Annotated in this window: 18 protein-coding genes; 9 read left to right on the plus strand and 9 right to left on the minus strand. The window is 73.2% G+C overall.

The window, feature by feature from the left end:
* Window positions 1–10: 10 nt before the first annotated feature.
* The gene (locus ABZ854_RS03865; protein WP_361203735.1) at window positions 11–772 is read right to left on the minus strand and encodes a MerR family transcriptional regulator; all 762 of its coding nucleotides are present in this window, start codon (window positions 770–772) and stop codon (window positions 11–13) included.
* A 122-nt stretch (window positions 773–894) separates the two neighbouring features.
* Here ABZ854_RS03865 and ABZ854_RS03870 point away from each other — a divergent pair, with 122 nt between their 5' ends.
* Together ABZ854_RS03870 and ABZ854_RS03875 are read left to right on the plus strand one after the other, a co-directional pair.
* Complete coding sequence (locus tag ABZ854_RS03870; RefSeq protein ID WP_361203738.1) at window positions 895–2181, plus strand: ion channel protein; 1287 nt, start codon at window positions 895–897, stop codon at window positions 2179–2181.
* A 94-nt stretch (window positions 2182–2275) separates the two neighbouring features.
* Complete coding sequence (locus ABZ854_RS03875; RefSeq protein WP_361203742.1) at window positions 2276–3682, plus strand: glutamate decarboxylase; 1407 nt, start codon at window positions 2276–2278, stop codon at window positions 3680–3682.
* Window positions 3683–3727: 45 nt separating this feature from the next.
* Here the strand turns inward: ABZ854_RS03875 and ABZ854_RS03880 are convergent, their stop codons facing one another.
* The 3 genes from ABZ854_RS03880 to ABZ854_RS03890 form a co-directional block, all read right to left on the minus strand.
* Window positions 3728–4369 (minus strand): PadR family transcriptional regulator, encoded by a 642-nt coding sequence (locus ABZ854_RS03880; RefSeq protein WP_361203746.1) that lies wholly within the window; start codon window positions 4367–4369, stop codon window positions 3728–3730.
* Window positions 4370–4429: 60 nt separating this feature from the next.
* Window positions 4430–5890, minus strand: a complete 1461-nt coding sequence (locus ABZ854_RS03885; protein ID WP_361203749.1) for an aldehyde dehydrogenase family protein — start codon at window positions 5888–5890, stop codon at window positions 4430–4432.
* Between the two features lie 120 nt (window positions 5891–6010).
* On the minus strand, window positions 6011–6835 hold the full coding sequence (locus tag ABZ854_RS03890; protein ID WP_361204327.1) for a helix-turn-helix transcriptional regulator: 825 nt from the start codon (window positions 6833–6835) through the stop codon (window positions 6011–6013).
* Window positions 6836–7206: 371 nt separating this feature from the next.
* Here ABZ854_RS03890 and ABZ854_RS03895 point away from each other — a divergent pair, with 371 nt between their 5' ends.
* Window positions 7207–7695 carry an ATP-binding protein gene (locus tag ABZ854_RS03895; protein WP_361203752.1) on the plus strand — a complete coding sequence of 163 codons (489 nt, stop codon included), beginning with the start codon at window positions 7207–7209 and terminating at the stop codon, window positions 7693–7695.
* A gap of 108 nt (window positions 7696–7803) precedes the next feature.
* Here the strand turns inward: ABZ854_RS03895 and ABZ854_RS03900 are convergent, their stop codons facing one another.
* Complete coding sequence (locus ABZ854_RS03900; RefSeq protein WP_048910258.1) at window positions 7804–8022, minus strand: DUF397 domain-containing protein; 219 nt, start codon at window positions 8020–8022, stop codon at window positions 7804–7806.
* Window positions 8023–8473: 451 nt separating this feature from the next.
* Between ABZ854_RS03900 and ABZ854_RS03905 the strand changes: the two genes are divergently transcribed.
* Window positions 8474–8977 (plus strand): hypothetical protein, encoded by a 504-nt coding sequence (locus tag ABZ854_RS03905; RefSeq protein WP_361203755.1) that lies wholly within the window; start codon window positions 8474–8476, stop codon window positions 8975–8977.
* Window positions 8978–9164: 187 nt separating this feature from the next.
* Window positions 9165–9683 carry a DUF4232 domain-containing protein gene (locus ABZ854_RS03910; RefSeq protein ID WP_361203758.1) on the plus strand — a complete coding sequence of 173 codons (519 nt, stop codon included), beginning with the start codon at window positions 9165–9167 and terminating at the stop codon, window positions 9681–9683.
* Window positions 9684–9727: 44 nt separating this feature from the next.
* Here the strand turns inward: ABZ854_RS03910 and ABZ854_RS03915 are convergent, their stop codons facing one another.
* Entirely contained in the window at window positions 9728–10849 is a 1122-nt protein-coding gene (locus ABZ854_RS03915) for a DUF2786 domain-containing protein (protein ID WP_361203761.1), read from the minus strand.
* Between the two features lie 132 nt (window positions 10850–10981).
* Between ABZ854_RS03915 and ABZ854_RS03920 the strand changes: the two genes are divergently transcribed.
* Together ABZ854_RS03920 and ABZ854_RS03925 are read left to right on the plus strand one after the other, a co-directional pair.
* The gene (locus ABZ854_RS03920; protein ID WP_361203764.1) at window positions 10982–11752 is read left to right on the plus strand and encodes a Clp protease N-terminal domain-containing protein; all 771 of its coding nucleotides are present in this window, start codon (window positions 10982–10984) and stop codon (window positions 11750–11752) included.
* A gap of 207 nt (window positions 11753–11959) precedes the next feature.
* A complete protein-coding gene (locus tag ABZ854_RS03925; RefSeq protein WP_361203767.1) occupies window positions 11960–13645 on the plus strand; it encodes a bifunctional 3'-5' exonuclease/DNA polymerase in 1686 nt (561 codons plus the stop codon).
* Window positions 13646–13681: 36 nt separating this feature from the next.
* Here ABZ854_RS03925 and ABZ854_RS03930 read toward each other — a convergent pair whose 3' ends face one another.
* From ABZ854_RS03930 to ABZ854_RS03940, 3 genes are all read right to left on the minus strand, one after another.
* Window positions 13682–17068: a BTAD domain-containing putative transcriptional regulator gene (locus tag ABZ854_RS03930; RefSeq protein ID WP_361203770.1), complete on the minus strand. Its 3387-nt coding sequence runs from the start codon at window positions 17066–17068 to the stop codon at window positions 13682–13684.
* 452 nt (window positions 17069–17520) lie between these two features.
* Complete coding sequence (locus ABZ854_RS03935) at window positions 17521–17805, minus strand: hypothetical protein (protein ID WP_361203773.1); 285 nt, start codon at window positions 17803–17805, stop codon at window positions 17521–17523.
* Between the two features lie 372 nt (window positions 17806–18177).
* The gene (locus ABZ854_RS03940) at window positions 18178–21063 is read right to left on the minus strand and encodes a helix-turn-helix transcriptional regulator (protein WP_361203776.1); all 2886 of its coding nucleotides are present in this window, start codon (window positions 21061–21063) and stop codon (window positions 18178–18180) included.
* A gap of 154 nt (window positions 21064–21217) precedes the next feature.
* Here ABZ854_RS03940 and ABZ854_RS03945 point away from each other — a divergent pair, with 154 nt between their 5' ends.
* Together ABZ854_RS03945 and ABZ854_RS03950 are read left to right on the plus strand one after the other, a co-directional pair.
* Window positions 21218–21745: an ATP-binding protein gene (locus tag ABZ854_RS03945; RefSeq protein ID WP_361203779.1), complete on the plus strand. Its 528-nt coding sequence runs from the start codon at window positions 21218–21220 to the stop codon at window positions 21743–21745.
* Between the two features lie 157 nt (window positions 21746–21902).
* The gene (locus ABZ854_RS03950; protein WP_361203782.1) at window positions 21903–24728 is read left to right on the plus strand and encodes an N-6 DNA methylase; all 2826 of its coding nucleotides are present in this window, start codon (window positions 21903–21905) and stop codon (window positions 24726–24728) included.
* Window positions 24729–24832 lie beyond the last annotated feature (104 nt).

The following is a 24832-nucleotide window of genomic DNA, read 5'->3' on the forward strand; positions in this document are numbered from 1 at the left end:
CGTCAGGCCGTCATGAGGTGTGGCGGTCGGCGTTGGCCAGGATCGCGGCGCGCAGGTGCTCGGCGACGCCGGCGCCCATCGCGTCGTAGAACGCCTTGAAACGCTCGTCGGAGACGTACATCTCGCCGAAGCACCGGTGCATCTCGTAGGGCACCTCGAAGAAGTACCCGCTGATGTGCTGCCGGTGTTCCTCGGCGAGGTCCATGGCGGCCTCGCCGGACGGCCGCTCGCCGGTGGCGACGAGGGCCGCGTAGCGCTCGCCCCACTCATCGGCCTCGGCCTGGATGCGCTTCCAGTCCTCCTTGGTGTACGCGGCGGCCCGGCGCTGCGACTCGGCGTACGCCTCGGTGTCGCCCCAGCGTGCCTCCGCCTCCTCGCGGTACTGCTCGGGGTCCTTGTCGCCGAACACCTCGAACCGCTCCTCGGGTGTGAGGTTGATGCCCATCTTGCGTGCCTCCATGGCGTGTTCCACGGCCGTGGCCATCTTCTGCAGCTTCTCGATCCGGGCCGTCAGCAGTTCGTGCTGGCGGCGCAGGTGGGCGCGCGGGTCCGCCGCCGGGTCGTCGAGCAGGGCCGCGACCTCGTCGAGCGGGAAGCCGAGCTCCCGGTAGAACAGGACCTGCTGGAGCCGGTCGAGGTCGGCGTCGGTGTAGCGTCGGTGTCCCGCGTGGGTGCGTTCGCCGGGCACGAGCAGGCCGATCTCGTCGTAGTGGTGCAGGGTGCGCACCGTGACTCCGGCGAACCCCGCGACCTGTCCCACGGAGTAGCTCACTGTCCGCTCCTCGTCGTCGCTGTCGTCGGTACGGCTCCACGGTGCCGCCTCACGCGGCGTGAGGTGCAAGCCCGGATGCCGCCCGGGATGTTGTGGGCGTTTTATCCGTTTATGGTGAGCCCGTGGCTCAGGACTCCGCGCGGCAGGCGCTCCCGAACGCCGGTGCGGCCCCCGCGCGGGTGCTGCTGTTGCTCGTCCTGCCCGCCGCCGCCGTGGGCGTGCTCGCGAGCCTGGTGTTCGTCGGGGTGAGCGACGCCGCCGAACAGCTCCAGCACGTGCTGTGGGGCCCGCTGCCGGACGCGCTGGGGGTGGGCCGCTACTCGGTGCTGTGGATGTTCGTGATGCTCGTCGGGACGGGGATCGCGGTCGGGCTGGTCGTCTGGCTGGTGCCGGGGCACGCCGGGCCCGACCCGGCGACCGTGGGGCTGGACGCGCCTGTCCTGCCGCCGGTGGTGCTGCCGGGGCTGGCGGTCGCGGTCGGGCTGATGCTGGCCGGCGGGCCGAGCCTGGGCCCCGAGAACCCGATCATCGCCGTGAACGTGGGCCTCGCGGCCTGGCTCGGCGCTTCCCTGCTGCCCCGGATCCCGGGCGCCCTGTGGCCTGTGCTGGCGGAGGCGGCGACGATCGGCGCGCTGTTCGGGACGCCGGTGGCGGCGGCGCTGGTGATCTCCGAGGCGCTGGCGGGGCGGCAGATCAGGGGGCAGTTGTGGGACAGCCTGTTCGCGCCGCTGACGGCGGCGGCGTGCGGGGCGCTGACGACCACGCTGGTCTCCAAGGCGAGCTTCGACCTGGGGCTGCCGCCCTTCGGCCGGCCCGCGTGGGGCGATCTGCCGGCCGCCATTGTCATCGCCTCGGCGGCGGCACTGCTCGGGATGGCCGCCGTACGCCTGCTGCCGTACGTCCACGCGGCCTTCCAGCGGCTGCGGCACCCGATGCTGATGCTTCCGGCCGGTGGGGTCGTGCTGGGCGCCCTGGGGGCCCTCGGCGGCCATCTGACGCTCTTCAAGGGGCTGGCGGAGGTCGGGGAGCTGGCCCACGACCCCGAGGGCTGGTCGGCGGGCCGGCTGGCCACGCTGGCCGTGGTGAAGCTGGCCGCCCTGCTGGTCGCCGCGTCCTGCGGCTTCCGCGGCGGCCGGATCTTCCCGGCCGTGTTCGTCGGCACCGCCCTCGGGCTGTGCGCGCACGCCCTGGTTCCGGCCGTGCACCCCGCGCTGGGCGTGGCGACGGCCGTTCTGGGCATGTTGTTGGCGATCACCCGGCAGGGCTGGGTGAGCCTGTTCGTGGCCGCCGTGCTGGTGGCCTCGCCGACGGTCCTCGCCCTGCTGTGCGTGGCGTCGCTGCCGGCCTGGCTGCTGGTGACGGGGCGGCCGCAGATGCAGTTGCGGGCCGACGGCAGCCCGGTCCGCTGATCCGCCCGTCCCCTCGACCCCGTCAGACCTGTCCGGCTCATCCGGCTCATCCGGCTCATCTGATTCGTTCGACTCGCTTTCTGGAGGCGTGTTCATGGCATTGCACAAGGGTCCTGAGAAGCACGACGAGCGGTCGATGTCGGTCAACCCGTTCTTCGGGCAGGCCAACCCGGTCGGCGGAATGACCGAGGCCCCGCCCACGCACCGGCTCCCCGACGCCCCGCTGCCGCCGTCGACTGCGGCCCAGCTCGTGCACGACGAGCTGATGCTGGACGGGAACTCGCGGCTGAACCTGGCCACCTTCGTCACCACGTGGATGGAGCCGGAGGCCGGGGCGCTCATGGCGGAGTGCCGGGACAAGAACATGATCGACAAGGACGAGTACCCGCGCACCGCCGAACTGGAGCGGCGCTGCGTGGCAATGCTCGCCGACCTGTGGAACGCACCGGACCCCTCGGCCGCCGTCGGCTGCTCCACCACCGGGTCGAGCGAGGCGTGCATGCTGGCCGGGATGGCGCTGAAGCGGCGCTGGGCGCAGAAGAACGCCGACCGGTACCCGGGCGCGCGCCCGAACCTGGTGATGGGCGTCAACGTGCAGGTCTGCTGGGAGAAGTTCTGCAACTTCTGGGAGGTGGAAGCCCGCCAGGTGCCCATGGAGGGCGACCGCTTCCACCTGGACCCGCAGGCGGCGGCCGAGCTGTGCGACGAGAACACCATCGGGGTCGTCGGCGTCCTCGGCTCCACCTTCGACGGGTCGTACGAGCCGGTCGCCGACCTGTGCGCGGCCCTGGACGCCTTGCAGGAGCGGACCGGCCTGGACGTCCCCGTGCACGTCGACGGGGCGTCCGGCGCCATGATCGCGCCGTTTCTCGACGAGGACCTGGTGTGGGACTTCCGCCTCCCGCGCGTGGCGTCGATCAACACCTCGGGGCACAAGTACGGGCTCGTCTACCCGGGCGTCGGCTGGGCGCTGTGGCGGGACAAGGAGGCGCTGCCCGAGGAGCTGGTGTTCCGGGTCAACTACCTGGGCGGCGACATGCCGACGTTCGCACTGAACTTCTCCCGGCCCGGCGCCCAGGTCGTCGCGCAGTACTACACGTTCCTGCGGCTGGGCCGCGAGGGCTACCGCGCGGTGCAGCAGTCGACGCGGAACGTGGCGCGCCGCCTCGCCGACCGGATCGAGGCGCTCGGCGACTTCCGGCTGCTGACCCGGGGCGACGAGCTGCCCGTGTTCGCGTTCACCACCGCCGAGGGCGTGACGTCGTACGACGTGTTCGACGTCTCCCGGCGGCTGCGGGAGCGGGGCTGGCTGGTGCCGGCGTACACCTTCCCGGCGAACCGGGAGGACCTGTCCGCGCTGCGGGTCGTCTGCCGCAACGGCTTCTCCCACGACCTCGCCGACCTGTTCCTGGCCGACCTGACCGGTCTGCTGCCGGAGCTGCGCCGCCAGTCCGGCCCGTCGACCCGCGACAAGGGCGAGGCCACCGGGTTCCACCACTGAGCGCGGGAGGCACTGCGACGCCGGCTTCGCGCCCGGCGGCGCCCCTCAGCGGTCGTCGCCGGGGTGCCGCTCCCCCGTCGTGTACGGGTTCTCGGCGCCCTCGGCGAGGACACCGACGAACGGCTCGCCCTCCCCGGCGAACGTGTACGCGCCCGCCGCCAGGCGACCGATGAGGCCCTGGGTCCAGGCGGCGTCGGTGTCGGCGCGGTGGACCCACAGGTTCATGATCTCGCCGATGTGGCCGAGCCGTTCCGGGCCGTCGTCGGGGACGTAGTGCTCGGTGACGGTGGCCCGCCAGCGCTCGATGCGCCGGACGCGCTCGCGGAGCAGGTCGAGTGCCTCCGCGCGGGGCAGGTCGACGAGGAAGCCGAGGGCGGCCGACTGGATGTCGATCTTCTGGTCGTAGGTGACGAGTGACTCGCGCAGCAGCCGCAGGAACTCCTCGGTGCCCCGGCCGGTGATCTCGTACTCCACGCGCGGAGGGCCGCCGGCCGTGGAGGGGGCGCTCTCGTGCGCGTGCAGCAGCCCCTGCTTGGCCATCTGCTTCAGGGCGTGGTAGACCGAGCCGGGCTTGGCGTTGGACCACTCGTGCGCGCCCCAGTACTCCAGGTCGCCGCGCACCTGGTACCCGTGGGCCCGCCCGTGCTGGCGGACGGCCCCCAGCACGAGAAGACGGATCGCTGACATGCGCCCCAGCGTAGGGCGGGGCCGCTGTTCGTCCCCGCCCGCCCTACGCCGCTGAACCGGTCAGAAGGGGAAGCCGCTGCGGCCGTGCTGCACGGAGATCCACTTGATGGTGGTGAAGGCGTCCACCGTCGTCTCGCCGTTGAGGCGGCCGATGCCGGAGTGCTTCTCGCCGCCGAACGGGACCAGCGGCTCGTCGTGCACGGTGCCGTCGTTGACATGGAACATCCCGGTGTCGATGCGCTGCGCGAAGGCGACACCGCGCTCGATGTTGCCGGTGTGGACGGCGCCGCTCAGCCCGTAGGGGGTGTCGTTGACGAGGCGGACCGCCTCCTCCTCGCCGTCGAAGGGCACGAGGAAGGCGACCGGGCCGAAGATCTCCTGCTGGAGCAGGGCGGAGTCGGCCGGGACGCCGGTCAGCACGCTGGGCTCGACCAGGTTGCCGGTGGTGGTGCCGTGCACCAGGGCTGTGGCTCCCTCGGCGATGGCCTGCTCGACGGTGCCCGAGACGGCGTTCGCCTGCGTGGAGTTGATCACCGGGCCGATGACGGTCTCCGGGTCGCGCGGGTCGCCGACCTTGAGCGTGCGGACCTTGGCGACGAACTTCTCGGTGAACTCGTCGGCGACGGAGCGGTCCACGAGGATCCGGTTCGCGGCCATGCAGACCTGACCCTGGTGGACGTACCGGCTGAAGACGGCCGCGTCGACCGCGTAGTCGACGTCCGCGTCGTCCAGGACCACCAGGGCGCTGTTGCCGCCCAGTTCGAGCACGGAGCGCTTGAAGTGGGAGGCGCAGACCGTGGCGACGTGCCGGCCGACCTTGTCGGAGCCGGTGAAGGAGATGACCTTGGGGACGGGGTGCTCGATGAAGGCGTCGCCTATCTCGGCTATGTCGGTGACGACGACGTTGAGCAGGCCGGCGGGCAGCCCCGCGTCCTGAAGGATCTTCGCGACGAGGGTGCCGCCGGCGATCGGGGTGTTCTGGTGCGGCTTGAGCACCACGGCGTTGCCGAGGGCCAGGGCCGGGGCGACCGACTTGATCGACAGCAGGAACGGGAAGTTGAACGGGCTGATCACGCCCACGACCCCCACCGGGACCCGGTAGACGCGGTTCTCCTTGCCGTCGCCCGGGGAGGGCAGGATCCGGCCCTCGGGACGCAGCGCCAGGTGGATCGACTCGCGCAGGAACTCCTTGGCGAGGTGCAGCTCGAAGCCCGCTTTGAGCCGCGTGCCGCCGAGTTCGGCGATGATGACGTCGGCGATCTCCTGCTCGCGCTCCTCGACCAGGCGCAGGGCGCGCTCGAAGACCGTACGGCGGGTGTAGGGGTTGGTCGCGGCCCATTCCTTCTGGGCGCGGGCGGCCGCCCGGTAGGCCTCGTCCACCTCGCCGGTGGTGGCGATGGTGATGGAGGCCAGCTTCTCCTCGTCGTACGGGTTGAAGTCGATGATGTCCCAGGAACCGGTGCCCGGACGCCACTCACCGTCGATGTACTGCTGGGCCAGTTCGGTGAAGTAGGACGACATGTGATCCCTCAATCGGTAGCCGACACCAGATCCACGACATGTTCTGATCGCTCTGATCGTTTGTCATCGTACTTGTGATGAAAGCGAGTTGGGGATGCCTGTGGAGAGACCGGAGGCGTCTCAGGACAGTTGCAGGAGACCGCGCAGCAGATCCCGGCTCTCGTCGGGTCCGGGGCAGTCCTGCTGCAGTTCCTTGAGGGCGTGCTCGTACAGGGCGACGTCCTCGCGCTTGTCCAGGTACAGGGCGCTGGTGAGCTGCTCCAGGTACACGACGTCGGACAGGTCCGACTCGGGGAAGCTGAGGATGGTGAAGGCGCCGGACTCGCCGGAGTGGCCGCCGAGGCTGAACGGCATGATCTGCAGCCGTACGTTGGGCCGCTCGGAGATCTCGATGAGGTGCTGGAGCTGGCCGCGCATCACCTCGCGGTCGCCGTAGGGCCGGCGCAGCGCGGCCTCGTCGAGGACGATGTGGAACTCCGGGGCGTTGTCCGCGAGGAGGTACTTCTGCCGCTCCCGGCGCAGCGTGACCCGCCGTTCGACGTCGGCGACGCTCGCGCCCTTCATGCCGCGCCGCACGACCGCGCGCGCGTAGTCCTCGGTCTGCAGCAGGCCGTGCACGAACTGCACCTCGTAGGCGCGGATCAGGGAGGCGGCGCCCTCCAGGCCGACGTAGGTGGGGAACCAGCTGGGCAGGACGTCGGAGTAACTGTGCCACCAGCCCGCCACGTTGGCCTCGCGGGCGAGGGAGAGGAGGGACTCGCGCTCCGCCTCGTCGGTGATGCCGTACAGCGTCAGCAGGTCTTCGACGTCCCTGGTCTTGAAGCTCACCCGGCCCAACTCCATGCGGCTGATCTTCGACTCGGAGGCGCGGATCGAGTAGCCCGCCGCCTCGCGCGTGATGTTCCGTGCTTCACGCAGTCGCCTGAGTTGCGAGCCGAGCAGCATGCGCCGCACCACCGATCCGGGCTCTCCCGCGCTCACCTTCGCCAGCCTCCCCAACCGTCTTCAGGGGCCGCAGTCTGCCACTAAAACGCTTCGCGCAGTACTCGTCCGGTTACGGAAACGGAAAGAGGTCAGCCGTTTCCGTACAGGAAGGAACGCGCGGATGCGGCAAGAGGCCTAGAACAGTGGCGGAAAAAATGGCCAAGAAGCGGTACGGGCAGGGCCAATTCGGTCGCGTGCACGTGCATCTGCCCTTGCATCTGCTCTGCGCATCCGAAACCATGGTCCCGCGCCACCGCTGCATCGCAACGACCGCTGCATCGCAACGACCGCGAATTCCGGGAGTGCCTCGCATGGGGACGAATGGATCGACCATGCTCAAGCCGTTACGGCAGGGCCTTCCGCCGCTGGACCCCGCGGCCGTGTCCGATGCCGCCTCCTGTGCACTGCCCGCCCGCTACGAGGCAGTGGGCGAGGCCCGGCGCTTCACCAGAGCGACGCTCGACCAGTGGGACGTCGGTGACCGCTTCGACGACATCTGTCTCGTCGTCTCCGAACTCGTCACCAACGCCCTGCGCCACGCGCTGCCCACCGAGGCCGCCGCCCGAGGCGCCGAGCAGAGCTCGCACGTGCGGCTGCACCTGATGCGGTGGACCGAGCGGCTGGTGTGCGCGGTGCGCGACCCCAGCCACGACACGCCGGTCCCGCGCGACTCGGACGATTTCGCGGCCGAGTCCGGCCGGGGGCTGTTCCTCGTCGACTCCTTCAGCGACAGCTGGGGCTGGCACCCGCTCGCGGGCACGCTCAGCGGCAAGGTCGTCTGGGCACTGTTCCGGCTGGGTCCGGCCGGGATGAGCCGCTGAGGGGACCTCTCTGCGCACAGCCGGGCCCTCGCGGGTCCCGGGTCTACGCGCGTCGGCGCGCGCCGCCTGACATCGTTGCCGGAAATCGGGAAGGCCGGTCGCCGGCGGTCAGCTCGCGATCAGGTGGTCGAACTCGCCGTCCTTGACACCGAGGAGCATCGCCTCGATCTCCGCGCGGGTGTAGACGAGCGCGGGCCCGTCCGGGAAACGCGAGTTGCGTACGGCCACCTCGCCGCCGGGCAGCCGCGCGAACTCCACACAGGAACCCTGGGAGTTGCTGTGCCGGCTCTTCTGCCAGGCCACTCCGTCCAGCTGCGTGGCAGCCATGCCGTTGTACACGTCGTACCCCCCGTACACGCTGTCAACGTCGCGGTCCACAGGTCGCTCCCGGTCGGTGCACTGGCTGATGTGGCCATGGATGCTCTGGTGAACAGTTCCGGATCATAGCCCTGTTCACGTGCAGATGCATGAGCAGATGCACGTGCACGACAAGTGGTCCCGTGGTTACAGCTTTGACGTCCGCTTTACCGAAGCTGCTCCAGCGTCTGCCCCGGAACCGGTCGGGCATGCCCACCTCGGCTTACTACGGGTAAGACGCACGGGGGGCCGAATGTGTTCCAGCCGCGGGCCCGCCGAGTTCCGGCCGAGTGGGGCGCGCGCGACCAGTGTCACCTGACGTTCCGGGCCCGCTGTCCGGAAGTGACCGGGTAACGGCTGGTAACTTGCTGCGGTCCCTCCGGCCACGGGCGGCCGGCCCGCTACAGCTTGGGAGCTCGACGTGACTTCGGTGACCGCAAGGGTACGGACGGCGGCGGTGGCCGCGGGACTGGTGGGCGCCCTCGCCCTGACCGCGTGCAGCGGGAGCGACTCCGGCTCCAAGGGGAGTGGGCACGACTCCTCCCCCAGCGCGGGGACGTCCGCGTCGGCGTCCGGCGGCGGGGGATCCGGCGCTACGGCGACGGGCGCGTCCGGCAAGCTCCAGGGCAGCTGGGTCAGCACCAGCGGGGGCAAGATCGTGGCACTGGTGATCACCGGCAAGGAGGCCGGGCTCTTCGTGACCGGCGGGACCGTGTGCAGCGGCAGCGCTGGCACCGAGTCCGGGATGCAGATGATCCACCTGAAGTGCACCGACGGCAGCAAGGACCGTGTCACCGGCATGGTCGACTCGGTCGACGACAACGGCATGAAGGTCACCTGGTCGGGCAAGACCGGCGAGGAGACGTACACCAAGGCCGAGGGCGGCAAGCTGCCTTCTGGGATGCCGACCGGCTTGACGCCGTGACCTGAGGCTGACGCGGGTGCGGCCGTGACGTCCGTGCGGCGCAGACGTCCGTGCGGCGGTGACGTTCGCGGCCCGGGCACTCGAAGTGGTGACTGCGGAGGGGCGCGTGACCGGGCGGCGCGCGCAGGCGACATGATGCGGGGAGACCGTCTCGACCTCGACGTCTCGACCTCGATGGGACCTGCTCATGCGCGCCATTCCGCTCACCCTCACCGCCGTCGCCGCCGCCCTGCTCCTGACCGCCTGCGACAGCGGTGGCGGCGGCAGCGCGAGCGGCAAGTCCGGCGACGCGTGCGAGATCGGCGGGGTCTCGGTGCAGGTCGGGTCGGCGAGCGTGGCCCCTGCCGCGGGCGACACCGGCGAAGTGCCGGTCAGCATCACCAACTCCAGTGCGACCTGCACCCTGGACCACTTCCCGGGTGTCACCCTGCACCAGGACGGCCTCGCCCCGAAGCTCGGCCCGCAGCAGGGCGCGAAGGCGCAGAAGCTGCGGCTGGCCAAGGGGGACTCGGCGTCGTTCACCATCACTTATGTGCGAGGCAAGGACGGCGACGCCAAGGCGCTGAAGGCGAAGTCCATGAACGTCACCCTGCCCGGCACCGACGTGACCGAGAACTTCCCCTGGCGGTACGGCCCGATCGCCGGCACGAGCGGCAAGGGCGAGCCGAACGCCTCGGTGACCGCCTTCCAGTCGGCGGGCGACTGAGCGCGGCCGGGCGGGTGCGGACGGGCAGGCCGGTGTTCCACTGCTCAGCCGAGCCGGGGTCTGGCTCTGACCTGGGCCTCGTCCGCCGCCCGCGCGCCCTCCGTCCAGCCGGCCGCGTCGCTCACGCCGCGCAGCCGGGACGTCGTGGTCTGCGGGAACATCCGCTCGGTGCGGTCGGTGACGGCTATCGCGCGTGTGGCCAGCACCGGCAGCAGGTCCTGGGTGACCTGGCTCTCCGCGGCGGCCGTGAGCCGGTCGCCGACCCGGTGGGCGTAGGCCGCGAGGAACGACTGCCGGAAGGTCTTGGTGCGTCTGCGGCCACTGGCTCGCTGGGCCGCTTCGGCCCTGGTCATGGCGTGCGTGGCCTGCACCAGCAACGAGGTGTGGAGCAGCTCGACCACCTCCAGGTCGGCCTCGAAGCCGACCACCGTGGAGAAGCCGAGCGGTTCGTTCCACACCGCGCGGCAGTGGTTGGCGGTGGCGACCGCGTCCAGCAGCACCGCCTTGGCCTGTTCGTACGGCGCCTCGACCCCGATCCGGCACGCTCCCGGCGCGTCCGGGGAAGGTGCGCCGGCGGCGAGCAGCGCCTCGTCGACGCTGTACCTGGCCATCAGCTCCTGCGCCTTGGCGCTGAGGGCCTCCGCCTCCTCCGGGTAGCCGGTCGCCTCGGCCTTGGCGAGCAGCGCGCGGATGCGGGTGAGCATGCGGGAGGCGCTGGGGCCGTGCTCGCGGCGCGGCTCCTCCAGAGGCTCCAGGGCGGGCAGGCGCAGCAGCAGCCGGTACAGCTCCAGCACGGTGGTGGCGTGCGAGAAGCGGTCGCCGCCGTGCGGGTCGGTCACGCGCGCGGGGGCGGCGGGGAGGGCGTCGAGCTGTGCGGCCCAGCGGTGCCCGCGCGGGCGGTCCCGGCCGGTCTGCCCGCGGATGAGGCGGGCAGCCAGGACCACGTGCCTCTCGTCCAGTTCGCGCCGGACCAGCCGGACGACGTCGGCGGGCTGCCAGCCGCGCTGCCAGGCCGCCGCGAGGAACTCCTCGCCGCGCCGGGCGAGTTCGGCGTCGGCGCCGGGGTCGGCGGCGAGCAGGGAGGCGCCCGTGTCGAGTCCGGCGTCGGTGTCGTCGTAGAGGGCGCCCCGAAACGCCCGCTCGACGGTACTGGCTTCACTGGTCACGCCACCGATCGTGCCACGCCCCACTGACACCCGGCGGCGCCCGTCCACACCCTGTGGACAGCGGAAGACAGTCGGGAAACGACTGTCAACCACCAGTTGACAGTGGAGGGAGGCGCAACCTACGGTTGACACATGGCGACCAATCCGAACATCACGGCATCCGTACGCCTCGACGACCTCATCGAGGCGATCAAGAAGGTTCACCCCGAACCCCTCGACCAGCTCCAGGACGCGGTGATCGCCGCCGATCACCTCGGTGACGTGGCCGACCACCTGATCGGGCACTTCGTTGACCAGGCCCGCCGCTCGGGCGCGTCCTGGACCGAGATCGGCAAGAGCATGGGCGTCACCCGGCAGGCGGCGCAGAAGCGGTTCGTGGCCAAGGAGTCGGCGGACCTCGACCCCAGCCAGGGCTTCAACCGCTACACCCCGCGCGCGCGGAACGTGGTCATGGCCGCGCACAACGAGGCGGTGGCCGCCCGCAACGCCGAGAGCCGCCCCGAGCACCTCGTCCTCGGCCTGCTGGCCGAACCGGAGGGCCTCGCCGCGAAGGCGATCGTCTCGCAGGGCGTCCTGCTGGACGCCGTACGCCAGGCGGCGACCGCCGCGCTTCCCCCGGCCGCGGACGACGTACCGGAACTCGTCCCGTACGGTCCCGACGCCAAGAAGGCCCTCGAACTCACCTTCCGCGAGGCGCTCCGCCTCGGCCACAACTACATCGGCACCGAGCACATCCTCCTCGCCCTCCTGGAACACGAGAACGGCCACGGCGTCCTCAACGACCTCGGCATCAGCAAGGCCGCCACCGAGCAGTACGTCAACCGGGTCCTCGCCCTCCTCCTGGAACAGAAGAAGGCAGCGGGTGCGGCAGCAGAAGCGGCAACAGACACCCCAGAGTCCTGAACCCGGGGCGGGAGCGAGGCGGTTCGGTCCCTCTGCAGCCCGCCGAGTCGGGTGGTGGGTGGGCGAGGCGGGGTCCAGGGGCGGAGCCCCTGGCGGGGTCGGGGGCGAAGCCCCCGCAGGGCTACGAGCGGCCGGTGCTGACACCCTTCGGCCACGCTGGACCGCAGGTCACCCCCATTGTCAGACCCCGCTGGCACACTCCCTTTCATGGCCGACCGCTGGGCACTCGCACCGGCCGAGGACGGAGGCGTGGACGTCGCCCCCCTCGGCCCGGACGGGCTGCCCGCCGGTCCGGTGCGGCGGGAGTCCGATCTCGCCGGGGCGGTGCGGAGCCGCCCGGAGGTGACGCGCTGGGTGTGGCGGTCCACCCCCGAGGTCTACCCGCGTCTGCTCGCCACGGGGGTGCGAGTGGAGCGGTGCTACGACATCGAGGACGCCGAGACACTCCTGCTGGGCCACGAGGGACGGTCCGGCGAGCCGCGCTCGGCCGCCGCCGCCCTGGCCCGCCTCCGCGGCGGCCCCGTACCTCCCGACCCGCGGCAGCGCGCGGCCGATCCGGGCGCCCAGTCCCCGCTGTTCGAGCCGCAGGGCGCCCCCCTGCCGCTCGACGACCTCCTCGCGGTCTACGCCGACCAGCAGCGGCGGCACGAGAAGGCCGCCCACCCCGACCGGATGCGGCTGCTGACCGCCGCCGAGTCGGCGGGCACGCTCATCGCCGCCGAGATGAACCGGGCCGGCCTCCCCTGGAGCGCCGACGTCCACCGCGCCCTGCTGCACGACCTGCTCGGCGAGCGGTACGCGGGCGGCGGCGAACCCCGGCGCCTCGCCGACCTGGCGGACCAGGTGTCGGCCGCCTTCGGGCGCCGGGTCCGGCCCGACCTGCCCGCCGATGTGATCAAGGCGTTCGCACAGGCCGGCATCAAGGTGAGGTCGACGCGCCGCTGGGAGATCAGCGGAGTCGACCACCCGGCGGTCGAACCCCTGCTGGAGTACAAGAAGCTGTACCGGATCTGGGTGGCGCACGGCTGGTCCTGGCTGCACGACTGGGTGCGCGACGGCCGCTTCCGCCCGGAGTTCGTCGCCGGCGGCACGGTCACCGGGCGGTGGGTCACCAACGGCGGGGGCGCGCTGCAGATCCCCAAGGTGATCCGCCGGGCCGTGGTCGCCGACCCGGGCTGGCGGCTGGTCGTGGCCGACGCCGACCAGATGGAGCCCCGCGTGCTCGCCGCGATCTCCCGGGACCCCGGCCTCATGGAGGTGGCCGGCCGGGCGAGCGACCTGTACCAGTCCGTCTCGGACCGCGCGTTCTCCGGCGACCGGGACCAAGCCAAGATCGCCGTGCTCGGTGCGGTCTACGGCCAGACCTCCGGCGACGGTCTGAAGAACCTGGCCGCGCTCCGCCGCCGCTTCCCCCGCGCGGTGGCGTACGTCGACGAGGCCGCGCGGGCCGGCGAGGAGGGCCGGCTCGTGCGCACCTGGCTCGGCCGCACGTGCCCGCCGGTCGCCGGGGCGGACGAGGGCGCGGCAGAGGAGGCGGGCATTCCCGTCGGCGAGGACGACACCGACGGCCGCTCCTGGGCACCCGGCCACTCCTCCACCGACTCCCGCGCGCGGGGCCGCTTCGCGCGGAACTTCGTCGTCCAGGGCAGCGCCGCCGACTGGGCCCTGCTGATGCTCGCCGCGCTGCGCCGGTCCTGCGCGGGCCTCGCCGCCGAACTGGTCTTCTTCCAGCACGACGAGGTGATCGTGCACTGCCCCGCCGAGGAGGCCGACACGGTCGTCCGGGCCATCGGCGACGCCGCCGACCTCGCCGGCCGGCTGACGTTCGGGGAGACACCGGTCCGGTTCCCGTTCACGACAGCGGTGGTGGAGTGCTATGCGGACGCCAAGTGAGACCGAGGAGCGCGACAGCGGACACCGGGCGTACGGCTACGGCCCCTCGGCCAGCAGTTCCCGCAGCTCGGCGGCCACCGTCTGCTCGTCGGTGCCCTCGAGCGCCGCGAGGGCCGCGCGCCAGGTGTCGTACGCCTGCGTGTGGCGTCCCTCGTCGCGCAGCAGGAGACCCGACTGGTGGCGGGCGAGACCGCCGACGTAGCGGTCGGCGCGGTCGTCCGCGCGGCGCAGCAGCTCGGCGCACTCCCGGCCCGCCCGCAGGGGGTCGCCCAGCAGCCGCAGCGCCCGCACCAGGCCCAGCCGTGTCTGCGACTCGCCGTGCCAGTCGCCGTGGTCGCCGAGGATCCGCAGGCTCTGCTCGAAGTGCCGCGCTGCGGCGGCCGGTTCGCCGAGGGCGAGGTGGGCGTAGCCGATGTTGCAGTGCGCCGTGTGCCGCACGATGACCGCGCCGATGGTCTCCCCGATGGACAGCGACCGCCGGTGCTGCTCGATGGCGGCGCGCGGGTCGGTGTGCTCGAAGAGGTTGCCGAGATGGCTGTGGGTGATCGCCTCGCCGTAGGGGTCGTTCAGCTGACGGGAGTAGGTCAGGCTCTGCCGCAGGGCGTCCTCGGACTCGGCGAGCCGTCCGAGCCCGTCCAGGAGCAGTCCCCGGTTGTTCAGGCAGCGGCGGATCCAGGAGACGGTGCCGAGCCGCCGCCAGATGTCCAGGGCCGCGTCGTTGAGGGCGAGGGCCTCGCTGTGCCGGCCGGTCAGGAAGTGCAGACCCGCGAGGTCGACGAGGGCGCACGCCTCGGCCGCCGCATCGCCGAGCCGGCGCGCCGCCTTGAGCGCGGCCCGCCCGAGCACCTCCATCTCCGCGAGCCGCCCGCTGCCCCGTACGTACGGGAACAGCAGGCGGACCACGGTGCAGAGGTGAGCGGCGGTGGTCCCGTCGGCGGTGCCGGAGTGCCGCGCGGCCAGGGTGACGATGTTCTCCAGTTCGCCGTCGGCCCAGGCGAACGCCTCCTGGTCCGACGCGAAGGACGGTACGGCCGACACGTCCGCCGCGTGCCGCGCGGGCTGGGCTACGGTGGGGCGGAGCCGGTCGTCCCGGTCGAGGCCGGGTCCGACGGCGGCGGTGAGGACGCGTTCGGCGACGGCGGCGTACCAGCGGAGGGCTGCCACGTCGGGGCAGGCGGGGGTACCGGTGCCGTCCGGGGCGTGGCCGTCGCCGCCGGCCAGTTCGCGCGCGAAGTCGCGGACCAGGCCGTGGGGGACGTAACGGCCGTACGCCGTCTCCTCCAGCAGGGCCACGTCGACGAGGCGGTCCAGCGCGGCCTCGGCACGGGGCTCGTCGGTGCCGGTGAGGCGGGCGATCAGCGGGGCGCCGTACGTCGGCAGGTCGAGCGCGCCGATACGGGGCAGGGCGCGGGCCGCGTCCCGGTCGGTCTCGCGCTCGCTCGCGGCGAGCGCGTCGTGTGCGACGGCGAGGGACCGGCGGACGCTCAGGTCGTCGTACTCCAGGTGCCGCAGGCGCCCGCCGGTGGCGGTGAGTTGGCCGGCGAGCACGTCCGGGGTGAGCGCGCGGCGGGCCGCGAGGCGGGCGGCGACGACCCGCAGGGCGAGTGGCAGCCCGCCGGTCAGCCCCACGAGGGCGTGCGAGGCGTCGAGGCCGTCGCGTCCACTCACCGCGCGTAGCAGAGCCGCGCTGTCCTCCTCCGGCAGCGGTCCGAGCGGGAAGCGCCTGGCGCCGTCGAGGGCGGTCAGCGGCGAGCGGCTGGTGACGATCACGGCGCAGCCGGGGCCGGCCGGCAGCAGGGGCCGTACGTGGGCGGCGTTGGCCGCGTCGTCCAGCACCATGAGGGTGCGGGTGGGGGCGAGGAGGGAGCGGAGCAACGCCGTTGCCGCGTCCGGGTGTTCGGGGATGCCGCGCGGGTCCACGCCGAGGTCCCTGAGGAGGGCGGCGAGGGCCTGCGGGGCGTCGAGGGGGGTCATGCCCGGGGCCGCGCCCCGCAGATTGACGTAGAGCTGGCCGTCGGGGAACCGTCCGCGCAGGGCGTGGGCGGCGTGCAGGGCGAGGGCGCTCTTGCCTACGCCGGCCATCCCGCTGATCACCGCTAGTTCGCCGCGCTCGGCGGTGAGGGTGTGGTGGAGGTTGGTGAGTTCGGTGGTCCGGCCGGTGAAGTTGGCGGGGGGTGGCGGGAGTTGAGCGGGGGCGGGAGTGCGGGCGAGGGCGCGTGCGGCTGTGGGTGCGGGTGGGCGGGGGTGCGGGCTTTGGCGACCTTCGGCCGCATCGGAATTTCCACCCGCACCACCCGTGCGGGTTTCGTCGTCGGGTGCCGGTGGCCCCTGCGGGTGGCGCGCGCCATCGGCGGCCTCGGGTGTTGCCGTGGGCGGATGGCCGGGGTGGGGTCGTCCTGTGGTCGGACCGGTAGCGGGGCTGGAGGCGCACGGCGTCCCTTCCGGCGGCACGGGCCGGGATGCGGTGGACGACGGGTGTTCCGCAGGCGGAGCCGGTGTGGGGCGTGGCAGCGGCGCCTGTGCTGCTTCGGTTCGTGCTGTTTCGGTTGCGACGGCCGGTCGGGTGTCTGAGGCTGTCTGGGGCTCCGCCGCCGGCGTCGAGGGCGGGGAGTCGCGGAGGATCTGCAGGTGGGTGTCGCGGACGTGGGGGCCCGGTTCGATGCCGAGTTCGTCGATGAGGCGGGCCCGCAGGTCGCGGTGGACGGCGAGCGCCTCGGCCTGGCGGCCGGTGCGGTGGAGGGCGAGCATCAGCTGGCGGTGGTACGCCTCGCGCAGCGGGTGCTCGGCGACCAGGGCCGCCAGTTCCGGGGCCAGGGCGGTCAAGCGGTCGCCGCCGAGGGCGAGTTCGGCGTCGTAGCGCCACTCCAGGGCGAGCAGCCGCGCCTCCTCCAGGCGCTGCACCAGCGCGTAGCCGCCGACGCCGACGGGGACGCCGCTGAGGGGCGTGCCGCGCCACAGCGTCAGCGCCGCGGTGCAGGTCTCCACGACCCGCTCCCAGTCGCCCCGCGCGTGCGCTGCGCGTGCCTGGGCGACGCGGGCGTCGAACACGTGCACGTCCAACTCGCCGCCGTTGACGCGCAGCAGGTAGCCCGGTGCGACGGCCCTGAGCCGCTCGGGGTCGTCGAGGAGCCGGCGCAGCCGGGTGACGTGGTTGTGCAGGGACGCCTGCGCGGAGGCGGGCGGCGCGCCGCCCCACAGGGCGTCCTTGAGCGACTCGACCGACACCACCCGGCCGGCCTCCAGGAGCAGCGCGGCCAGGAGCGCGCGGACCTTGGGGCTGCCGATCACGCGGACCGGCTGCTCGGAGACGGTGTCGCCGGGGTCGTACGCCGTGTCGTACGCCACGTCGTGCGGCAGTCGGTCGTACCGGTCGTAGAGGACCGGTGGTCCCAGCAGCCCGAACCGCAGCTCGCACCGCCGCATCACGCCGCCTCACTGCCTTCCCGTACTTGCCGTGCTTGCCGTCTTTCCCCTGTGGTGCCGTCCGATCGTGCTCCGCGCCGGGCGCGTACCCGCCGTCGCTTGGCGGAATTCCACCCTGCCCACAGCGGTTTCCCGCCACCTTCCCTCTGTCGGCCCGGGCCGGGATCCGTTAGGGTTCCGGCCTGCTCCGCCGCTCCGCCCGGCGACTTCCGGCCAACCGTTGAGGAGCGTACGAACCAACCGTTGGCCACATGTTAGCGATCTGTTGGCGGCCCCTGATGTGATCATTCCATCGGATCAGGCCCGACGGCGCGCGCGTTTTATCGCGTAACTCGGGGGAGTGTCGCCGCAGGCCGGGTCCGGGGACGCCAAAGGACCCCGGTCGGCGGAGGTGAACGACCGGGGTCCTGTCCCGTTCTCAGTCCACGGAACCCCTCGGGGTGCCGGAACGATCAGTCGGCGGCCCACGCTCTGGCGTCCAGCACACGCTCGTGCGCGGAGACGGTCTCCTGCCGCGCCGCCGTGAGCGCGGCCTCCGCGGCGCCGGTGCCGGTCTTCCCCTCGGCCGGCGCTGACATGACCTGCCTGACCCGCTGGCGGGCGACGGCCCAGCCCTCCCAGTCCGCCTCCGCACGCGCCAGTTCGTCCAGGACCCGGTCGGCCTCCGCGCGCAGCGACTCCACCCGCTCGCGGGCGGCCCGCTCCTCGTCTTCCAGCAGTTTCAACACCGGCAGCATCCGGGCACCTCCACGACACGACGTTCCACCGGCTCGGGCAAGCCTGCGGTGACCGGTACCGGTCCGGGCCGTCCGGATCGTCGTCAGGGTCGTCCGGGCGGCCCGGGACCGGCACGGGTGGGCGCGGGCCGGGCCGTCATGGTCGGAGCGGCGGCCGGCTCCGCGCCTGTGCGGGGCACCGCGGTGCCGGGGCCCGTTGCGGCGCCGCAGGGATGGGACGCGACGCCGCCCGCAGCGAGCCTGCAACGGCGACGGGGTACGACTCAAGCCGGGTCCGGCCGACCACGGATACGTGTTTAATTCCCGGCCACGGGCCAAGAGGCTGCCCCACCTGCTCCCGCTGCTCCCCCCCCCTGCTCCCCCCCGTTCGGCTCACTCGGCAGTCGGTTCGGCGGGAGCCGCCGCGCGGTGGGCCCAGGAAAGCTGCTGGCGGGAGTGCGCGCCGGTCTTCCGCAGGGCCCGGGCCACGTGCTGTTCGACGGTGCGCGGCGAGAGGTGCAGGGCGGCCGCGATCTCCCTGTTGGTCATGCCGGCGCCGGCGAGTTCGGCGACCTCCGCCTCGCGTGGGGAGAGCAGATCGCCGTAGCTGGGCCGGCCGGGCGCCCGCCGTTCCTCGGCCGGGCTGTGTGCGCGCAGGTCGGCACGGGTCCGGGCGGCGTCCCAGGTGGCGCCGAGCGCCTCGAACCGGTCGGCGCAGTCGGCGAGCGCGGCGACGGCGGGCCCGGTGTCCGCACGGCGGCCCGGCCCGAAGCCCGGCCCGCGATCCGGGCCGGGGTGGAGCGGGTGGAGCGGACCGTCGAGGCCGGGGTCGATGCCGAGCGCGAGCGCGCAGCGGGCGGCGGCGGCCGCGGTGAGGGCCGCGTGGTAGAGGCGGGGCATGGCGGCGTACGCCTCGGCGGCGGCCGCGTAGTGCCGGACGGCGGCGGCCGGGTCGCCGGTGTGCTCGGCGAGGACACCCCGGGTCCACTCCAGCGCGGCGCCGGCGGACGGCGCGTCCCGGTCCTCCAGCCCGGCGGCGAACTCGGCGGTCATCTCGCGGGCCCCGGAGACGTTCCCGGCCCGCACGGTCGCCTCGACCGCCCAGGGAGCGAGGTCGGCGCCCCAGGCCCAGGTGCCGCCCTTGGCGCGCAGCCGCTGCCAGGCGGCGTCGGCCTCGGCGACGGCGCGGCCGGTCTCGTCGCGGGCGAGGGCGAGCCGGATCAGGGCGCCCGAGGCGGTGGCGGAGAGCGGGACGGGGCCGCTGTCCCGGTCGAGCGAGTCCGGGCCGGTCAGGTGTTCGGTTGTGTCGGCCCACTCGCCCCGGGCGAGGGCGAGGAGACCGAGGACCATCCGGGCGTCGGCGCCGGAGGCCATGTCACCGACCTCGTCGACCAGGGCGCGGGCCCGCGCGGCGAGCCCGGCCCAGCGTCCGGTGGCCCAGTCAAGGACGAGGATGGCGCCCCGGCCGGTCTGCTCGGCGTACGCGGCGCCGTTGCGGGCGGCGAGCGCGACGCCCTCGTCCAGCAGAACCCGGCACTGCCGGTAGTGGCCGAGCCAGGCGGCGGCGTCGGCGGCGTTGCACAGCCCGCGGGAGGCCTGCTGGCGGGCGCCGAGCAGCTCGCTGTCCCGGGGCAGGGCGTCGATGAGCGGCCAGGCCGCCGGGTCGCCGATGTTGAGCAGCACGCTGACCTGGTTCGCGGCGACGGCGGCCTGGACGACGGGGTCCCCGGACTCGGCGGCCACGGTCACCGCGCGTTCCAGCCAGGCGATGTTGTCGGCGAGCGGCATGCCCGGCCAGTAGGGCATGGACAGCGCGGACATCGCCCGGGCCAGCGGCACCGGCTGGCCGGCCAGGTCGTCGACGGCCCGGGCCAGCTCGGCCTGGCCCTCCAGGATGCGGCCCATCTGGTTGCACAGCAGCAGCCCGAGGTCCAGCCGGATCTCGCCGCGCACGGTCGGCGGGAGGTCGGCGCCGGCGACGATGTTCTGCAGCACTTCCAGCGTCTGGTCGGAGCGCAGGCCCATGACGGCGCTGCGGGCGAGCAGGGTGGCGAGCCGGGAGCGGGCGTGCGCGGGGACCTCGCCGCCGGACAGGGCGTCCTCCAGGAGCCGTACCGCGCGCTGGATCTCACCCGTGTCGGCGAACTCCTGCGCGGCCCGCTCCACGGCACGCAGCCAGCCGCGCTGGTCACCGCAGGCCCGCCGGTGCGCGGCCAGCCGCTCCCACGGCACCGGCTGCTGCCGGGCCAGCAGCGCGGCGGCCCGCCCGTGCAGAGCCTCCCGCACCGGGCCGGGCAGTTCCCGGCGTACGGCGGCGGCGGCGAGCGGCGCGGCGAAGCCGTACCTGCCGACGCCGTGCTCGCACAGCGCGGCACCACGCAACGCGGCGAGCAGCGCGGCCCTGCCGAGGGACTCGGACAGCCCGGCGACGGCAGCCAGCTCGCGCGCGGTCGCGGGCCGGTCCAGAACGGCGGCGGCGAACACGACGGGCCGGTGCACCTCGGGTACGGCGGCGGTACGGCGCAGGGCGAGCGCCGCGAGCCGGGGCGGTACGCCGACCCGCTCCAGGTCGCCCGGGCCGGGCTGCGCCTCGGGACGCCCGGCGGTGTGCGCGGCGAGCAGGTCCAGCAGGTCGGAGACGGTCTGGGCGATGCCCCCGGACGCGTGGTGCAGCGCGGTGACCAGATCGGCCGTGCAGTGTCCCGCCCCCAGCACGGCGGCGGCGGACCGGCCGACGGCGGCCCGGTCGAGGGGGCCGAGGGTCTGCCGTACGACGGTGAGCGCGGCCGGGAACTCGGTCCGCGGGCCGAGGACCAGCCCCGGCTCGGCGAGTTCCTCCGGGCGGTGAGTGAGAACGCAGGCGAACCGCGCGGGCGGCGCCGCGAGCAGCACCCGAAGAGCGGCCACCTCGTCCGCACCGGCCCGATGGACGTCCTCCACGGCGAGGAGGAGGGGGGCGGTGCGGGAGCCGGCGCCGGTGCCGGGGCCGCTTGGACCGGGAGCGCCACCGGGGCCGCTCGGACCGGGAGCGGGGCTGGGCTCAGGGCCCGCTGGATCAGCTGCGGCGAGAACGGCGGCGGCGCTCGTGCGGGCCGGTAGCGGCAGGCCGGACAGCAGCCTGTTCAGCAGCCTGGTCTTGCCGGTGCCGGCCGCGCCTTCGACGATCAGCAGGACGGGCCCCGTACCGTCCCCGTCGGCCAGTCCGCGAGCCAGCAGCCCGCGCAGCGCGTTCTCGGTCAGTTCGGCCACGTGCGTCACCGTCACCCTGGTATCCGGCATGTCCCGATTCTTTGAGTATCCGTAATCAGTCTCTCCTGCTTGCCGCCCCGCGGGCGTCACGGGGAGCGTGGGACGGGTCAAGGCCTCTCGGCCCCTCAGGCCGGCGGGGGCCGTCATCGCCCCCAGCCGGCTGCGCAGGACAGGAGTCCTGACAATGAACGAGACCACCTGTCCGAGCCCCCTCACGGACCGCCCCGGCATGCCCGACGGTGCCCGCGTCCCGGCAGACGCCGCCCTCGGCATCGGCGCCCCGCTGAGCGGCCGCCCGCGCGAGGAGGTGCCGTTCCGGCCCGGCCGCCTGCTGGCCGCCGTCACGATGCCCGCCCGTCCGGAGTCCGTTCCGGCGCTGCGCCGGCTGGCGTGGACGGTGGCGCGCAACCGCCGGCTGCCCGAGCAGGCCGAGGAGGCGCTCGGGGTGATCGTCACGGAGCTGGCCGCCAACGCCGTACTGCACAGCGGCGGTGCCGACGTCGCCCTGCTCCTGGAGATCGACGACACGGCGCTGACGGTGCGCGTGCGGGACAACGGGCAGTGGCGGGAGCGTCCCGCCCCCCGCTGCGAGCCCGCCGACCTGCACGCCGCGTTCGGCCGTGGCCTGACCCTCGTCGACGCGTACGCGGTCGACACCACGCTCGAACGCACCGCCAACGGCACGGTGATGCGCGCGGTGGTCGCCCTGTGACGGAAGCGACCCCCAGCCGCTCCCGACCCCATCCCGCCGGCCAACAGCCTTCGGTACCTTGATCCCCTTGTAGTACGACCGCGTGTAGTACGACCGCGCGGACCGCGGCTCGGCTCCGGTACGGCAGAGCCGCGCGTCCACGACTCGGGGGGCCAGGATGGACGAGCGACAGACGGTCGAGCAGCATCTGTGGAAGCTGTTCGACTCCCTCCGGGGCCCCTTCTCCTTCAACGAGCTGGCCGACACCCTGTTGTGGAACACGGTCGACCGGCAAAGCCGCGCCACCGGACTGCGGGCGCCGGACCTGGCCGAGCTGAGGCGCGCCGCGCGGCATGTGCGGACCCGAATCCCCGGCCTGGACCGCATCCTGGAGGACGAGCAGGAGTTGCTGAGCGGCTGGACGCGGGAACAGATCCGGCACTACGCGCGCACGCTGCTGCGTCCCGTGCACCACCACGACGAGTTCCCCACCTCGGCCTCGCTGGTGAAGGTCGCCGCGACCGCGCTGACGGCGTACGAGCGCGGCGGCCGCACCGCCCCGCTGCGGCTCTACGACCCGGCGTGCGGTTCCGCCACCCTGGCGCTCGACGTGGCGGAGCAGCTGGCGGACCAGGCGGCGGCGCCGGTCGGCATCGCCGGGCAGGACATCAGCGCGTCCACCGTCCAGCGCGCCCGTGCGCACGCGTTCCTCGCTGGGTCGGACGCCGAGTTCAGCGTGTCCAGCTCGCTCGAAGAGGATGCCTTCCCCGGCGAGCGGTTCGACTACACGGTGGCCGAGATCCCGTACAACCTGTCGTGGCGCGACAGCCTCGCCCGGTGCCAGGCCGAGGCGGCGCGCCCAGACGGACGGTTCCCGGCCGGACTGCCCCAGCCGCGCAACGCCTCCCTGCTGTTCGCGCAGATCCTGCTCAGCAAGCTCCGGAACCCGGCGGACGGCGGCGGCCGGGGCATCATGTTCACCGCCACGGGTCCCCTGCTCGACCCCGGCGGCAGCGCGATCCGCGCCTGGCTGCTCGAACAGGACCTGCTGGACGCCGTGGTCGCCCTGCCCGAGGGACTCAGCGCGAACACCTCCATCCGGCTGTTCGCCCTGGTGTTCTCCAACGACAAGCCCCAGACCCGCCGCGGCAAGGTCCGGTTCATCGACCTGCGCGGCTTCTACGAGGACGCGGGCTCCCGCCGCCTGGAACGCCGCACGATCAGCGAAGCGGCCCTGGCCGAGCTGTCCCGGAGCCTGAAGCAGTCGAAGCCCACCGCCTACAGCCGTACCGCCTCGGCGCCCGACCTCTCGTTCCGCCAGGTCACGGTCAGCCATGCCACCACCGCGGCCACCGGCAGGCCCGCGCGGCCCGGGGTGCCCGCGCTCACCATGCTGGTGCCGAGGACCAAGTCCACCGAGGAGTGGCGCGACGCCCGTTACAGCACCGTGCCACCCGACGTGCGCGACGTTGCGGGTTCCCAGCTCACGATGTTCGACGTGGACCGGGTCTTCCGCACCGACCGGGCGCCCCGCGCGCTGCGCGACCTGACCCAGCACGGGTGGCGGACCGCCCGGCTGACCGAACTCGTCCGGCACATCTGCTACGTCCCCTCCGCCAAGGCGGCCGACCGGTCCGCCGTACTGTCGTCCGTCGCCGGGGAGCAGGCCCTCGTCCTGCCCGTCGAACCGCACCTGGACGCGGTCACCGGCGACCCCGCCGAGGTCGCCCCCGCCAACCGGGTCCTCGTGCTGCGGCCCGACGAGGCGCACGTCGACGCCGAGTACCTCGCCGGCTGGCTGAACTCCCCGCTGGGCCGGCGTCTGCGCTCGGCGGCCACCAGCCCCGGCGACACCTACGTCAGCCCCCGCGCCGTCAACCTCCCCCAGGCCTGGCGCATGGCGGACAACCTGCTGATCGCCCTGCCCGACCTCGCCGTACAGCGCGACATGGCCCGCACGGAACGGGCACTGGCCACCGCCCGCCGCCATCTCTCCGACTCGCAGCGGGAGTTGTGGAACGACCCGAGGAAGCGCGCCGACATCTACCGGGAGGCGGGCCGGCTCATCCCGTCGGCGGACCTCGGCCAGTGGGCGGCGAGCCTGCCGTTCCCCATGGCCAGTGCCCTGTGGGCGTACGAGTCCAAGGGCGACGGAAACCCCCACGCGCGTCACGCCCGGATGTTCCACTTCTGGGACGCCACCATCCAGTTCCACGCCACGGTCGTCCTGTCCGCCCTGCTGCAGGACCGCTCCGTCCTCGACAGGGAACTCCCCTCGCTCGCCGCGCAGTTCGCCGAGGTGGGGCTCAGCCCCGAGCGGGCCACCCTCGGTGTCTGGCACATCGTGCTCCAACGCCTCACCAAGCGGTACCGCACCGCACTGACCGGCACCGACACCGACGAGCACGCGCGCGTGCGGGCGGCCTTCGGCGACGCTCAGCCGGACTTCCTGGACACCCTCGTCAGCACCGAGGTCACCAACCTGTTCGGCGAGGTGATCCACCTCCGCAACACCTGGAGCGGCCACTCGGGCGCGACCGGCGAGGACGCCCTCAAGGAGCAACTCGCCATCCTGACCGGCCATGTGCACACCCTGCGCAACCTGACCGGTGCCGGCTGGCTGGACTTCCCCCTGGTCCGCGCCGGCGGAGCCCGCTTCCGGAACGGCATGTTCCACCACGAGGTCGACCTGGCCATGGGCCCCAACACCCCGTTCCGGCAGCAGCAGATCAAAAGCAGCCTTCCCCTGGAGGAGGACTCCCTCTACCTCCACTCACACGAAAGCGGCGGCGCCCTTCCCCTCGCCCCCCTCATCGTGCTCCGGCCCACGGCCTTCGGCTCCCACAGCGACTGCTATTGCTACAACCGGGTCCAGGCCGACGGCATCCGCTTCGTGGCCTACCACGAGGCGGCGGAGTCCGAGCTGCTCACGCGTACGGCGGCCCTCACAGCGACCGCGAACCTGATCACGGATCTGACCTCGGGCGTGCAGACGGCGCCGTAGCGGACCATTCCGCACGGTGTCGTGATTTGTAATCCCCAAAGAAACAAAAGGGCCGTTTGGGTTACCCGGCCGGTGCCGGTGTCCTAGTGTGCTGCGCAACCGCT

Source organism: Streptomyces sp. NPDC047028, assembly GCF_040644095.1.
In the GTDB taxonomy this organism is placed as follows: Bacteria; Actinomycetota; Actinomycetes; order Streptomycetales; family Streptomycetaceae; genus Streptomyces.